We start from the raw sequence: 13948 nt of genomic DNA on the forward strand, positions 1-13948 counted from the left end.
AAATTGCACGGGAGACGGTGGTTTAGCCGTTGAACCCGCGTCCGTTTTGAGACATTTTGCCCCCTAAAGCAAACACACAAATTATAGGGGATGCGGGATGAGCGAAGCACAAACAGAAAGCAGCGCCCAAAGCGCGGAGCCTGCGTTTAAGCGGGTGATGCTGAAGATTTCCGGCGAAGCGCTAATGGGCGACCAGGGTTTTGGACTTCATCCCCCAACCGTTGAGCGGATCGCGCGCGAGGTCAAAACGTGCCACGACCTCGGCGTGGAGATTTGCATGGTCATTGGCGGCGGCAACATTTTCCGCGGGCTTCAAGGCTCCGCACAAGGGATGGAGCGCACAACCGCTGACTACATGGGAATGCTCGCCACGGTGATGAACGCACTGGCGATGCAGAGCGCGCTTGAGGGGCAGGGCATCCATACGCGGGTGATTTCGGCCATTCCGATGGATCAGGTCTGTGAGCCATATATCCGCCGCCGCGCCGTTCGGCACTTAGAGAAAAAACGTGTTTGTATCTTTGCGGCCGGAACGGGCAACCCCTATTTCACCACCGATACCGCTGCGACCCTGCGCGCAAACGAGATGTCTTGTGAGGCGATCTTTAAAGGCACCAAGGTTGACGGTGTCTATGACAAAGACCCAGCCAAGAACGACGATGCCGTGCGCTATGACAACGTGTCTTATGATGATGTTTTGCAGAAGCGCCTTGGGGTTATGGACGCCAGCGCAATCGCACTCGCGCGGGACAACAACCTGCCGATTATCGTATTCTCGCTGGACGAGCCTGGTGGCTTCAAAGGAATCCTTGCCGGTGAGGGCACCTATACAAAGGTTGCCGGATAGACGTATAACGGAACGAACCGCCAGAATAAGAGAAAAGAGTGGACTATGGCCGACGAAGATTTTGAAATTGACATGGATGACCTTGAACGCCGGATGGACGGCGCCATGGGGGCGTTGCGTTCGGAGTTTGCATCGCTTCGCACAGGCCGCGCCAGCGCCAGCATGCTCGATCCGGTGATGGTTGACGCCTATGGCTCGAAAACACCGATCAATCAGGTCGGAACCGTCAACGTTCCGGAGCCGCGCATGGTCACTGTGAACATTTGGGACAAGGCGCTGATCGGCCCTGCGGAGAAAGCCATTCGTGAAAGCGGTCTGGGGATTAACCCACAACTCAACGGCACGATCATTATGTTGCCAATCCCCGAGTTGAACGAAGAGCGCCGCCGCGACCTAACGCGCGTTGCTGCGCAATATGCCGAAAACGCCCGTGTTTCCGTGCGCAACGTGCGTCGTGACGGGATGGACCAGCTCAAGAAGGCCAAGAATGACGGCATGAGCGAGGACGACCACAAAATCTGGAGTGATGAGGTTCAGGATCTCACCGATAAATACATCTCCAGCATCGACAGCGCGCTTGAAGCAAAACAAGCCGAGATTATGCAGGTTTGACCTTTATTTCGAAAGGTGGCCCGCGTGCCCCAATCAATTGAAAACGGCCCTGAACATGTTGCCATTATTATGGATGGCAATGGGCGGTGGGCGCAAAAACGCGGGCGGCCGCGGCTTTTCGGACATCACGCGGGTGCGAAACGTGTTCGCGAGATCGTTGAAGCCTGTCCCGAACATGGGGTCAAATACCTGACGATTTTCGCGTTCTCGACAGAAAATTGGAAGCGTACACAGAGCGAGGTCGCAGGCTTGATGAGTCTGTTCCGCCGTTACATCCAGCGAGAGACACAAGAGCTCGTGGAAAAAGGCGTCTGCGTGCGGTTTATCGGGGATCGGCGACAGCTTGATCCGAAGCTGCAGAAGCTAATGGACAACCTCGAGGACCTGACCAAAGACAACACTTTGGTAAACCTCACCATCGCGCTGAACTATGGCGGTCGCGATGAGGTGGCTCGCGCGATCAAGAAACTGGCGCAAGATGTTGCGGGAGGCGAACTTGATCCGGAAACGGTCGATGAATCGACGCTGACGCGTTATCTCGATACGCATGTTTTACCAGACCCGGACCTCGTGATCCGCACGTCTGGCGAGGCGCGGATCAGTAACTTCCTTCTTTGGCAGTCGGCCTATTCCGAGTACGAATTTATCGAAACACTTTGGCCTGATTTCACGCGCGATGTTTTCGCCAAGACTTTGGCCAAATACGGAACTCGCGAGCGCCGTTTCGGAGCGGTTTTGACATGAACGAATTACCGAAATCCAAGACAAACTGGTCTGATCTCGCGCCGCGCACGTTGTCTGCGATTGCAATGGCGATAATCGCTGGCGGGGCGACGTGGGCTGGCGGCATTTGGTTTGTTGCGCTTCTTCTCGGGATTGCCGGCGCGATGCTCTGGGAACTCTGGCGTATGATGCGTGGGGCGCTTGCCGAAGGGCGGGATCGTGCGCGCTTCGTGATCTATGCTGTGGCGATTGTGATCGCGGCGGCATTCTTCATCTATGTGCGGCTTTTTGGTGGCGGCCTGCAAGCCACGGTGCAGCTTTTTGCGATTGTCGTAATCACAGATGTGCTTGGCTATTTTGCGGGGCGTACGCTCGGAGGCCCCAAGTTTTGGCCCCGCATTAGCCCCAAGAAAACATGGGCTGGAACCGTGGCCGGCTGGCTTGGAGCTGCAACGCTCGGCATCTCGGTAACGCAGTTTGAGACGCGCGATATTGTTCATAGCTTTCACCTTGAAACCATCGGTACGATCATCCTGTTCATCGCACTGTCTTTTGCCGCGCAAATGGGCGACATCGTCGAAAGCTCTTACAAGCGTCGCTATGGCATTAAAGACAGCTCTAACCTCATTCCGGGACATGGCGGGTTTATGGACCGGTTCGACGGTATGGTTGGTCTTGGGTTTGTCGGCGGCATCGCCATGACAGTTGGCTCGTTGGTGGCCGGAGGCTGACATGCGGCGCGTTTCTGTATTTGGGGCGACGGGGTCTATTGGCCAGTCCACGCTTGATTTGATCGGCCGCGCGCCGGAGGCGTATCACGTTGTGGCGCTCACCGGTGGGCGCAATGTGAAAAATCTTGCAGAAGATGCGCGACGCTTGAATGCCGAGATTGCCGTGACAGGGTACGACGCCTGTTTGCCTGCGCTCAAAGAGGCGCTTGCGGGATCGGGGATCGAAGCCGCCGCTGGTGAACAAGCATTGCTCGAGGCTGCGGACCGACCAACAGATTGGACCATGAGCGCGATTTTCGGCGCAGCAGGGCTCGCGCCAGGTTTGCGCAGCTTGCGCCACGGGGGCACGCTCGCACTCGCCAACAAAGAAAGCCTTGTGACCGCAGGACCGCTTCTATTGTCCGAAGCCGCCAAACATGGCGCGAAGGTTTTACCCGTTGATAGTGAACATTCAGCGGTGTTTCAGGCGCTGGTGGGCGAGGATATTGCCCATGTCGAGCGCGTGATTATTACGGCAAGTGGCGGCGCACTCCGAAGCTGGCCCAAGGAAAAGCTGGCCACGGCCACGGTCGCAGACGCCAGCGCACATCCCAATTGGGACATGGGCCAACGCATCACAATTGACTCCGCTTCTATGTTCAACAAGGCGATGGAGCTTATTGAGGCTAAAGAGTTTTTCGGTTTCAGGCCTGACCAAATCGAGGTGCTCGTACATCCCCAGAGTCTCGTGCATGCGCTTGTTGGGTTTAATGACGGCGCGCTGATGGCTCATGTGGGGCCGAGCGATATGCGGCACGCAATTGGTTATGCGCTCAACTGGCCAGAGCGCGCGCATCTTCCTGTTGAGCGGCTTGACCTCGCGAAGATCGGCCAGCTTGATTTTTCCGCTCCCGATTTCGAACGGTGGCCCGCGCTGACACTTGCGCATCATGTGATGGAGCGGGGTGGGCTATCTGGAACGATATTTAATGCGGCAAAGGAAACTGCGCTCGATCTCTTTATCGCGGGGGAAATCGGCTTCCAGGATATGGCGCGTTTGGTTGAGCGCGTTTTGCAGAAATTCTGGGCAGAGGAGCCTTCCGCAACGAATGGTCATAATAATGCCGTGATCCCTCTGGAAAACACGCTGGAATATGACCAGATTGCACGCATTCGCGCGCGAGAAATTGCGCCGGAGTTAACGGCAGGATAATCGGCAGAGCGCCGACCGAATTTAAAACGAGGACGACTCTTGGATTTATCAACGTTTTTACCATCGCTTGGCGGCGGGCTGGCGACATTTGTTGCCTTTGTTGTGGTGCTTTCGATTATCGTGGCGATCCATGAATACGGGCATTACATCGTTGGCAAATGGTCGGGTATCCATGCGGATGTGTTTTCGCTTGGCTTTGGCAAAGTGCTCTTTTCGCGTGTTGATAAGCACGGAACCAAGTGGCAGGTCGCGGCTCTGCCGTTTGGTGGCTACGTCAAATTTGCTGGTGACGCCAATGCAGCGAGCGCGGCTGATCCAGAAGCGCTCACGGGGCTTTCGGAGCGAGAAAAGCGCCGCACGATGCAAGGCGCACCGTTGTGGGCGCGAACAGCAACCGTTGCGGCGGGGCCATTGTTTAACTTTGCCCTTTCTATTGTAATTTTTGCAGCCATGGCGCTCGCAACCGGCGTTAGCAAAGAGCCTCTGACTGTTGGAGAGATATTGCCGCTACCGCAAGGAAGTGCGGAATTGCGAAGTGGAGATGTTTTGCTCGGGGTTGAGGAAATCGGCCTTGAGGGCGAAGAAACCCTAATTGCGGCCTTGCGAGATTTGCCACGAGACGAGCCGTTCCTGACGTATGCGATCGAGCGTGACGGAACGCCGATGAGCATCCTCGGTCCACACCTTCAACCACCTCGCGTTCAGAATGTATCGCCGCAAAGCGCTGCTTTGGCCGCTGGTATTAAAGAGGGTGATGTAATCCTGCGTCTTAATGATACGCCAATTGCCACCTTTGAGCAGATGATTCCGATCGTCGAAGCCTCTGGTGGGAAGGAAATCGCTGTTGATCTGTGGCGCGATGGCGAAGAGATCAGCCTGACCCTCACACCAAAGCGCACGGACATTCCCGATGCGGACGGCGGATTTGAGACCCGCTACCTTATGGGCGTAAGCAGTGGCCTTGCCTTTACACCCGCAACAGAAAGCGTGGGGCTTTTTGAGGCCGCTGAGATCGGCGTGATGAGTACCTATGGCGTGATCAAACTGTCTCTGTCTGGAATGTACCACCTTGTGACGGGCGCAATCTCGACCTGTAACATCGCCGGGCCGCTTGGCATTGCGCAGGCAAGCGGGCAGGCGGCAAGTGGTGGATTTATGGATTTTGTTGGCTTTATTGCCCTGATATCGGCGGCAATCGGGTTGATGAACCTGTTCCCCATTCCTGTTCTCGATGGCGGTCATCTGGTGTTTTACGCTTATGAAGCCGTATTCCGCAAACCTCCAAGTGATGGCGCGATGCGGATATTGATGTCGTTCGGGCTTGTCCTGATCCTGTCGCTCATGACGCTGGGGCTGACGACGGATATCTTCTGTTAGGGCAATTTTGCCGAGTTTGCCCAATTTGTGCCATATTCGATTGCTACATCTTCGGGTGATAGAAATGGATGAGGTACGTCATGCAGACTTTGACAGCCGGATATCGTGGTCTTTCGCTCCTTGTTGGGCTGAATCTTGATCGGATCATCGCACTTGGTGTGATTGCAGGATCTCTAGCGGTCGGAGCGTATTTCGCTTCGTAGGACACGCCTGCGCGACCCAATTATTTTTATCAAAACGAGAACAAGCGTCCTTCTGGGGCGCTTTTTCATTTTTGACTCAAAGGGCATTTCACGCTAAGTCAGGTTCATAGTAAAAAACATAAAAAATGGACGGGGGCCAATGAGCGGATTTGTTGCGGCTGTGGGGACACACGCCAAGAGCGGCGCAGGACAGGCGATTTCAGCTTGGATGCGACGTTTTGCAGCTTTAGTTTTTCTTTGCGTGTCAGTTGTTTACACCGTTGCACCAACGGCAGCACAGGCGCAAAACTACACTTTCAGCAACGTGCAGATCGACGGAGCCATCCGCGTAGATCAGGCCACCGTGATCAGTTATCTGGGAATCGAGCGCGGAAAGCCGGTCTCAACAAGCGAGTTGAACGACGGCTACCAGCGGCTTGTGCGCTCAGGTCTGTTCGAAACTGTGGAGATTACGCCACAGGGGAACACGCTTCGTGTTCAGGTTCGGGAATGGCCGACAATCAATCAGATCAACATCGAAGGCAACAAACGCCTGAAAGATGACGTGCTGCTTGAAGTGGTCCGTTCGCAACCGCGCCTCGTGTACAACCCCACATTGGCGGAGCAAGATGCGTTCTCGATCACCGAAGCCTATGAGGTTTCTGGGCGACTTGCCGCAACTGTGACGCCAAAGATCATCCGCCGTTCTGACAACCGCGTTGACCTTGTCTTTGAGGTGACAGAGGGCAAAACCGTTGAGATTGAGCGCCTGAGCTTCCTTGGCAACCGTGTCTATTCAGACCGTCGCCTGCGTCGTGTTCTGGAGACAAAGCAAGCTGGCCTGCTTCGGACCTTCGTTCAAGCAGACACTTTCGTTGCCGACCGCATCGAGTTTGACAAGCAGATCTTGAAGGAATTCTACAACGACAACGGGTATATTGATTTCCAGACGCTATCTGTAACGAGCGAACTTGCCCAAGAACGTGATGGCGTCTTCCTGACGTTCCGCATTCGTGAAGGTCAGCAATTCCGAGTAGGCAGAGTCTCTGTTGTGTCGGAAATTCCGGAAGCAGATCCAGCCGATTTTGAGAGACAGAACCGTTTGCGTACCGGCAAGGTTTACTCGCCATTGACGGTTGAAGCATCTGTGACACGGATGGAAAACCTCGCGCTTAAGAAGGGGTATTCCTTCGTGCGGGTCGAGCCACGTATTACACGCAACAGCCGCAATCGCACGCTTGATATCCAGCTTGCGCTTGTTCGTGGCCCACGTGTGTTTGTGGAGCGGATCGACATCGAAGGCAACACAACAACGCTTGACCGCGTGATCCGTCGCGAATTCCGCACAGTAGAGGGCGACCCTTACAACCCGCGTGAAATTCAGCAGGCTCAAGAACGCATCGAAGCGCTTGGTTACTTCGCAACAACAGACGTCAGCACCCGTGAGGGCAGTAGCCCGGATCGCGTTATTGTCGATGTTGATGTTGAGGAAACAACGACTGGTACATTGGGGCTTGGCCTTGCCTATAGCACCAACGACGGCTTCGGTATCAACGCGACCTATGACCAACGGAACTTCCTTGGTCGCGGGCAGCGTCTTGGACTTGGCATCAGTACCGCAGCTCAACAGAATAGCTATCGGTTCAGCTTCTATGAGCCGAGCATCTTTAGCCGTGAACTCGGTTTCGGGCTGGATTTGAGCTATGTGAACAACCAGAACGACAACCTGTTCTATAAAACGACAACAGGTAAATTCCGGCCGTATCTCGACTTCCCTGTAAGCGACCGTGGCCGTGTTCGGTTGAACTATGAGTATGAGAATACAGATGTGTATGACGTGGATCGCGATAACAGTTCGCGGATCATCGTAAAAGACGAAGGCCGCCGTCGCGATAACAGCATCGGCTACTATTACACCTTCGATACACGCCGCAGCAAAATTGACGAAGACTTCAGCTTTGTTGCGCGCTTCGGTCAGGATTTCGGTCTGAACGACGTAAACCCATTTGTACGCTCCACGGCTCTTGTTGGGATGCAAACAACCATCTTGAACGATCTGATCACTATTCGGGCCGTTGCTGAAGGTGGCGCTATCGGAGTCTTCGACGGCGGCAGCACCAAGGTTGTGGATCGCTTCTACATGGGCACCAACGTGATGCGTGGCTTTGAAAGCTACGGTATCGGTCCTCGTGATCTTAATGTGCCGAACGAAGATGCTTTGGGCGGTAACATGTATGCCGTGATGCGTCTTGAAGCGGACTTCCCGCTTGGCATTCCTGAAGAGTACGGTATTTCGGGCGGTGTGTTCCTTGATGTGGGCTCTGTTTGGTCATTGGATGATACAAACGGCGGTCCTGCGAACGGCGCCTGTCCGGTTGCAGACTGTACCGTGGATGATTCCCTGCGGCTGCGTTCTGTGGTTGGTTTCGCGCTCTATTGGGACACGCCAATTGGTCCATTGCGCTTTAACTTTACCAAGGCGCTGCAGAAAGAAAGCTATGACAAGGAACAACAGTTCGAATTCACGATCTCGACAGAGTTCTAAGATGTTTCAGCTTAATACGGCATGTCGCGGTTTCCTAACGGGGGCCGCGCTTTGCGTTTTCTTCTCGACAATGCCCTCGTTCGGCTTTGCTCAGGCGCAAGGGACGGACCAGACTTCTTCGCAAACCACCGAACAGGTTGACGCGCTTGCGAACAGCCCCGAGGAGGAAGCAGACGCTCCCGAAACCGCGCCAGCTCAAGGCTTTCGCCCGATCGAGTTTTCGACGGGGACGCCTTTAAATGCGGCTGTTGCAGGCGGCGGTGTTAACGGGGCAGGGTTTGTTATTCTCAATCAGGATCGACTGTTCTTTGAATCGGCCTATGGGAAACGCGCGCTTGAGGAATTGCAGGAGCAAGCCCGTGCGTTACAATCGGAAAACAGCACCCTAACGCAGGACCTAGAGGCCGAAGAAAACGAGCTTGCGCAGAACCGCAGCAATATGGAGCCAGACGAGTTTCGCCGTCGTGCAGATGCGTTTGACGAGAAGGTTCAAGCCATCCGCGCGGCCCAAGATCGTAAGCTTCAGGAACTGGGAGAGCAGGAAGAAGTGGCTCGCAACAACTTTGCCCGAGCTATTGTTCCAGTGCTTCAAGCGATCCTGAAAGAGCGGGGCGCGGCCGGCATTCTTGATTCTCGGGTTGTCTTGTTGCCCTCGCCAGATATCAATATCACAGACGATGCAATCCGCCTTGTAGATCAAATACTTGGCGACGGCGCTGAATAACGAAAATTCATCAAATATACGTTTTGAAACACGCCTGATTTAAGAGGAATCATGCAACGCCTATTGATGCGCTGCACCTCGCTTGATACTCAGGGAAAACATTTTTCGCGGTGCGAGAGGAGACCCCATGCAGTCCAAACACATGACCGAAGCCGATCTGGATATTATTCAGCGGATCATTCCGCACCGTTATCCCTTCCTGTTGATCGACAAAGTGGTTGATGTGGATCCGGGCAAAAGCGCCGTCGGAATCAAGAACGTCACCTATAACGAGCCGCATTTTCAGGGTCACTTCCCGGGTGCACCGATTATGCCGGGTGTCACGATCATTGAATCAATGGCGCAATCGGCTGCGGTTCTTGTCGGTTTGTGGCTGGAGATGGTGGATAAGCCTTTGTTGGTTTATTTCATGTCCGTTGATAACGCCAAATTCCGCCAAAAGGTTGTTCCTGGTGATGTGCTGGAATTGCACGTTACGGTGAAAAAGGCGCGCGGCATGATCTGGCTGTTCCACGGCGAAGCCAAGGTCGACGGCAAAGTTGTTGCCGAAGCCGAGTTCAAAGCGATGATCGATCTGCAAGGTGAGGACTAATCCTTGAGCATTGACCCATCCGCAGAGATTCACCCGAGCGCGGTTATCGAAGAGGGCGCGGTCATCGGCCCCAAGTGCCGGATCGGGCCATTCTCTGTTATCGGGCCAAAGGTTACGCTTGGCACAGGGGTTATCGTCAAAAGCCACGTGGTTATTACCGGCTTGACCGAGATCGGTGACGAGACCGAGGTGTTTTCCTTTGCTTCAATCGGTGAGATTCCGCAGGACCTTAAGTTCGAGGGCGAGGAAACACGCCTGATCGTCGGTAAACGCAATTCGATCCGCGAGGGCGCAACCATGAACACCGGTACCAAAGGTGGTGGTGGTGTCACGCGCGTGGGCGATGATTGTCTGTTTATGACAGGGGCGCATGTTGGCCATGACACGACGGTCGGCAATCATGTCATCCTCGCCAACCAAGCCGCACTCGCTGGGCATTGCGAAATCGAAGATAACGTGATCATCGGTGGTCTTTCTGGAATCCATCAATGGGTGCGGATCGGCACCGGCGCGATCATCGGTGCGGTCACCATGGTGACGAATGATGTTATTCCTCATGGTCTTGTACAGGGGCCGCGTGGCGAGCTTGACGGGCTAAATCTTGTGGGGCTCAAGCGCAGAGGCGTGTCGCGCGCTGATATTTCCGCGCTGCGCGCAGCACTTCAAATGTTGCGACAGGGCGAAGGCGCCTTTCAGGACCGAGCTGAGCGTTTGGCCGAGGAAAGCGACAGCCCCTATGTTCAGGAAATCACGCGCTTTGTCTTGGGCGAAAGCGACCGTGGATTTTTGACGCCAAGCTAAATGAGCGAGGCGGGCAAAATCACAGGAGCCAAAACTGTCTCCGACACTGAACATGCCGCCACTGAGGGCCGTTTGGCCATTCTCGCTGGCGGAGGTCAATTGCCTGCTACGCTTGCGAAGTCTGATCCGGATGCCTTTACGGTTTCGTTCAAAGGCGCCCCGATTGATTTTGAAACGGCCTATACCGCCAGCTTTGAAAAGCTCGGCCGCCTGTTCAAACGCCTTCATAAAGAGGGCGTGACACGCGTTGTTTTTGCTGGCGGTCTTGCGCGTCCTGCGCTCAATCCATTGCGGTTTGACGCGACGATGATCCGTCTCGCACCGCGCATTCTGGCGGCGATGAAAGGGGGCGATGATGCGCTCCTTCGGCTGGTGATTGAGGTGTTTGAGGCTGAAGGGTTCGCAATCGTTGGGGCTCATGATGTTGAGCCGACTCTGCTCGCAACATTGGGTGTGATCTCGGGGTCTGAACCAGATGAGCAATCTTTGCAGGACCTCGCGCGCGCAGGCGCAATCCTTGAAGCGCTCGCAGATGTTGATGTGGGTCAAGGCTGCGTGGTTGCCAACGGGTTGTGCCATGGGATCGAAACCATTCAAGGCACCGACGAGATGCTGCGCTTTGTGGCGCGTTCCGATCTTGAAAGGTCCGGCATTCTGCTCAAACGCGCCAAGCGGGGGCAAGAGTTGCGGGTGGATATGCCTGTGATTGGGCCACAGACGCTCAAGATGGCGCATCTGGCGGGTCTGGCGGGGATTTGTGTTCAGGCGGGCAAGGTGATGATCGTCGAGCGCGACGAAGTTCTACGTCTTTCTGAGGACTACGGCATTTTCCTTTTTGGGGAGGCGGGCCCGTGAAGGTATTTCTGATCGCCGGAGAACAGTCAGGCGATAAGCTTGGCGCAGCTTTGATGGTGGGGCTGAAAACTTTGGTGCCAGAAGTGGAGTTTCGCGGCGTTGCCGGACCACAGATGCAGGCCGAGGGTATGGTTTCACTCTTTGATATGAGCGAACTTTCGGTGATGGGCATAGCCGAAGTGCTGCCAAAATATCGGCACCTCAAGCGCCGTATCCGTGAAGTGGCCGAGGACGCTTTGGCATGGGAACCGGATGTAATCGTATCAATCGACAGTCCCGATTTCTGCCTGCGCGTTGCGGCAATCGTTAAAGCCGCGCGCGATATTCCGACAGTTCATTATGTTGCGCCGAGTGTCTGGGCATGGCGCGAGGGGCGCGCGGCCAAAATGGCTAAGGTGATCGACCATGTGCTCGCGCTTTTGCCGTTTGAGCCGCCGTTGATGCAAGCTGCAGGGATGAGCTGTGATTTCGTCGGCCATCCAATTGTTGCCGAACCACAGGCCGGTTCCGAAGAGGCCGAGGTATTCCGAACCGCGCAGGGTATTGCATCAGATGCTCCGCTGATCCTTGCTTTGCCTGGATCACGGCGCGGCGAAATCGAGCGGCTTGGCCCAGTTTTGGGTGATGCGCTTGCACGGTCAGTCGCGGATATTCCCAACGCGCGCGTTGTTCTTCCTGTGGCAAACGGCAAGTTGCCAATCGTTGAGCAGGTGGTTTCCCATTGGCCAGATACAATTGCGCCAATTCTGCTGGAAACATCCGCAGAGACAATTGCAGACAAGAGAGCGGCCTTTGTCGCGGCAGATGTGGCAATTGCGGCATCCGGCACCGTATCGCTTGAGCTTGCAGCAGCGAGAACGCCAATGGTCATCGCTTATGACATGAATTGGTTCAGCCGAATGCTCATTGCACGCATGCTTAAGGTTGATACGGTCACCTTGGTCAATTTGGTGAGTGAGCGGCGTGATGTGCCGGAGTTTTTGGGCAAAGACTGCCAACCAGAACCGATTGCTAATGCGGTCGTTGAAACTTGGCTTGCACCAGACAAACAGCGCGCTGCGATGGAGCTTGCGATGAAGCGATTGGGCGAGGGGACTGATCCAGGTTTGCGGGCTGCGCAATCCGTCGTTGATGCTGTCTCCCGCCTTAAATCAAACGCCTAGTACCCGCGCCAAATCCAACCGCCACCGAAAATTCGTGTGCTTTCTGTATCGTAGAACACGCAGGCCTGTCCCGGAGACACGCCTTCTTCTGGAGATAGTAATTCGACAGTCGCTTCTGTTTCCGAGATCGGACGCAAGATCGCTTCGCGCGGCGGGCGTGTTGAGCGCACCCGCACCGAAAGATGCCATTCCTCACGGCTGGTCATGGGCGCGTCGTGGAGCCAGTTGATTTCGCGAACCGGAATAGTCCGTGTAGCCAGTGCCGTTTTTGGCCCGACGACCACTTGCTTCTTATCCGCGTCCAGCTTCACCACATAAAGCGGATCAGCCAAACCACCAATGCCAAGCCCGCGGCGTTGGCCGATTGTATAGTGGATCACACCTTTATGTTCGCCCAGCACGTTGCCTTCCAGATCAACAATCTGTCCTGGATCAGCGGCCTCAGGGCGCAGCTTCTCGATAACGCTGGCATAGTTCCCATTGGGCACGAAACAAATATCCTGGCTGTCCGGCTTATCCGCCACAACTAGCCCGTATTTCGAGGCAAGCTTGCGGGTTTCATCCTTGCTCGGCAAATGCCCAAGTGGAAAGCGCAGGTATTCAAGCTGTTCTTCGGTTGTCGAGAACAGGAAATAACTCTGGTCACGGTTGGAATCGGCAGCACTATGAAGCTCAGGCCCATTCGCGCCCATTTTACGCTGGATATAATGCCCCGTGGCCATGCAGTCGGCATCAAGGTCTTTGGCCGTTTCAAGCAAATCCTTAAACTTCACACGCTCGTTGCAGCGGATACACGGCACGGGAGTTGCGCCAGCAAGATATGAATCGGCAAACTCGTCGATCACCGCATCTTGGAAAATGTTCTCATAATCCAGCACGTAATGCGGAAAGCCCATTTCCTCTGCCACGCGGCGCGCATCGTGGATGTCCACGCCAGCGCAACATGCCCCTTTTTTGGCCAAAGCCGCGCCGTGATCGTAAAGCTGAAGCGTAACGCCAACCACGTCATAGCCTTCATCTGCGAGCATTGCTGCAACAACAGAGCTGTCGACGCCACCAGACATCGCAACCACGACCCGTGTTTCTGCGGGCGGTTTCGCAAAGCCTAACGAGTTAAGCGGCGGTGTGTTGTCAAGAGCCATGTGTCGTTCCACTTCAAGAAGTCCAGCAGAATATAGGAAAATGCTAATTACTAACAAGGGGGCGTTTTCACCCTCCCTTAAGGGTGTTTGCTCAGATTGAACACCGGAAAATACGAGGGGAATCGCATGTTTTTGAAAAAAGTAGAGGGTCCAAGAGCCGTAACCCTGCCGGATGGAAGTGTTTTATCGCGTGCAGACTTGCCGCCCGCCAACACCCGACGATGGGTCGCAAGTCGAAAAGCCGCCGTCGTACGTGGCGTTCTACACGGTTTAATTCCGTTAAAAGAAGCACTTTCAAAGTACGGATTAAGCGAAGAAGAGTTCGATTCTTGGTGCGCGGCGATCGAACAGCATGGAGAATCTGCCTTAAAATCCACGACTTTGCAAAAGTACAGACAACTTTAGGTTGTATTTAACTAAGTTTCTGCAATGGTAACTTGTGGTTAACCAATTTTGGTCATG

The 13948-nt window shown here is 54.7% G+C and carries 15 protein-coding genes; 14 read left to right on the forward strand and 1 reads right to left on the reverse strand.

Features of this window, described 5'->3' with window-relative positions:
• Nucleotides 1–97: 97 nt before the first annotated feature.
• The 13 genes from pyrH (at nucleotide 98) to lpxB (ending at nucleotide 12344) form a co-directional block, all read left to right on the forward strand.
• Entirely contained in the window at nucleotides 98–847 is a 750-nt protein-coding gene (pyrH, locus tag N9C89_RS07035; RefSeq protein ID WP_263953120.1) for a UMP kinase, read from the forward strand.
• 45 nt (nucleotides 848–892) lie between these two features.
• Nucleotides 893–1459, forward strand: a complete 567-nt coding sequence (gene frr / locus N9C89_RS07040) for a ribosome recycling factor (protein WP_263953121.1) — start codon at nucleotides 893–895, stop codon at nucleotides 1457–1459.
• Nucleotides 1460–1483: 24 nt separating this feature from the next.
• The gene (locus N9C89_RS07045; RefSeq protein ID WP_263953122.1) at nucleotides 1484–2203 is read left to right on the forward strand and encodes an isoprenyl transferase; all 720 of its coding nucleotides are present in this window, start codon (nucleotides 1484–1486) and stop codon (nucleotides 2201–2203) included.
• Nucleotides 2200–2913, forward strand: coding sequence for a phosphatidate cytidylyltransferase (locus N9C89_RS07050; RefSeq protein ID WP_263953123.1), 714 nt, complete (start codon nucleotides 2200–2202; stop codon nucleotides 2911–2913). Before N9C89_RS07045 ends, N9C89_RS07050 begins: the two co-directional genes overlap by 4 nt.
• 1 nt (nucleotide 2914) lies before the next feature.
• Nucleotides 2915–4105, forward strand: a complete 1191-nt coding sequence (dxr, locus tag N9C89_RS07055; protein WP_263953124.1) for a 1-deoxy-D-xylulose-5-phosphate reductoisomerase — start codon at nucleotides 2915–2917, stop codon at nucleotides 4103–4105.
• A 39-nt stretch (nucleotides 4106–4144) separates the two neighbouring features.
• On the forward strand, nucleotides 4145–5482 hold the full coding sequence (gene rseP / locus N9C89_RS07060) for an RIP metalloprotease RseP (protein ID WP_263953125.1): 1338 nt from the start codon (nucleotides 4145–4147) through the stop codon (nucleotides 5480–5482).
• Nucleotides 5483–5562: 80 nt separating this feature from the next.
• Nucleotides 5563–5685: a hypothetical protein gene (locus N9C89_RS07065; RefSeq protein ID WP_263953126.1), complete on the forward strand. Its 123-nt coding sequence runs from the start codon at nucleotides 5563–5565 to the stop codon at nucleotides 5683–5685.
• Nucleotides 5686–5824: 139 nt separating this feature from the next.
• Entirely contained in the window at nucleotides 5825–8209 is a 2385-nt protein-coding gene (gene bamA / locus N9C89_RS07070) for an outer membrane protein assembly factor BamA (RefSeq protein WP_263953127.1), read from the forward strand.
• Between the two features lies 1 nt (nucleotide 8210).
• Nucleotides 8211–8933 (forward strand): OmpH family outer membrane protein, encoded by a 723-nt coding sequence (locus N9C89_RS07075; RefSeq protein WP_263953128.1) that lies wholly within the window; start codon nucleotides 8211–8213, stop codon nucleotides 8931–8933.
• A gap of 127 nt (nucleotides 8934–9060) precedes the next feature.
• A complete protein-coding gene (gene fabZ / locus N9C89_RS07080) occupies nucleotides 9061–9525 on the forward strand; it encodes a 3-hydroxyacyl-ACP dehydratase FabZ (protein WP_263953129.1) in 465 nt (154 codons plus the stop codon).
• Between the two features lie 3 nt (nucleotides 9526–9528).
• Nucleotides 9529–10326 (forward strand): acyl-ACP--UDP-N-acetylglucosamine O-acyltransferase, encoded by a 798-nt coding sequence (lpxA, locus tag N9C89_RS07085; RefSeq protein WP_263953130.1) that lies wholly within the window; start codon nucleotides 9529–9531, stop codon nucleotides 10324–10326.
• A complete protein-coding gene (locus tag N9C89_RS07090; RefSeq protein ID WP_263953131.1) occupies nucleotides 10327–11181 on the forward strand; it encodes an LpxI family protein in 855 nt (284 codons plus the stop codon).
• Entirely contained in the window at nucleotides 11178–12344 is a 1167-nt protein-coding gene (lpxB, locus tag N9C89_RS07095) for a lipid-A-disaccharide synthase (RefSeq protein WP_263953132.1), read from the forward strand. The genes N9C89_RS07090 and lpxB overlap by 4 nt, the downstream gene beginning before the upstream one ends.
• Here the strand turns inward: lpxB and mnmA are convergent.
• Nucleotides 12341–13486, reverse strand: a complete 1146-nt coding sequence (mnmA, locus tag N9C89_RS07100) for a tRNA 2-thiouridine(34) synthase MnmA (RefSeq protein WP_263953133.1) — start codon at nucleotides 13484–13486, stop codon at nucleotides 12341–12343. The two genes, lpxB and mnmA, sit on opposite strands and share 4 nt — an antisense overlap.
• A 126-nt stretch (nucleotides 13487–13612) precedes the next feature.
• Here mnmA and N9C89_RS07105 point away from each other — a divergent pair, with 126 nt between their 5' ends.
• The gene (locus tag N9C89_RS07105; protein WP_263953134.1) at nucleotides 13613–13891 is read left to right on the forward strand and encodes a DUF1153 domain-containing protein; all 279 of its coding nucleotides are present in this window, start codon (nucleotides 13613–13615) and stop codon (nucleotides 13889–13891) included.
• Nucleotides 13892–13948: the final 57 nt, after the last annotated feature.

The organism is Halocynthiibacter sp. SDUM655004 (assembly GCF_026015885.1).
Taxonomy (GTDB): domain Bacteria; phylum Pseudomonadota; class Alphaproteobacteria; order Rhodobacterales; family Rhodobacteraceae; genus Falsihalocynthiibacter; species Falsihalocynthiibacter halioticoli.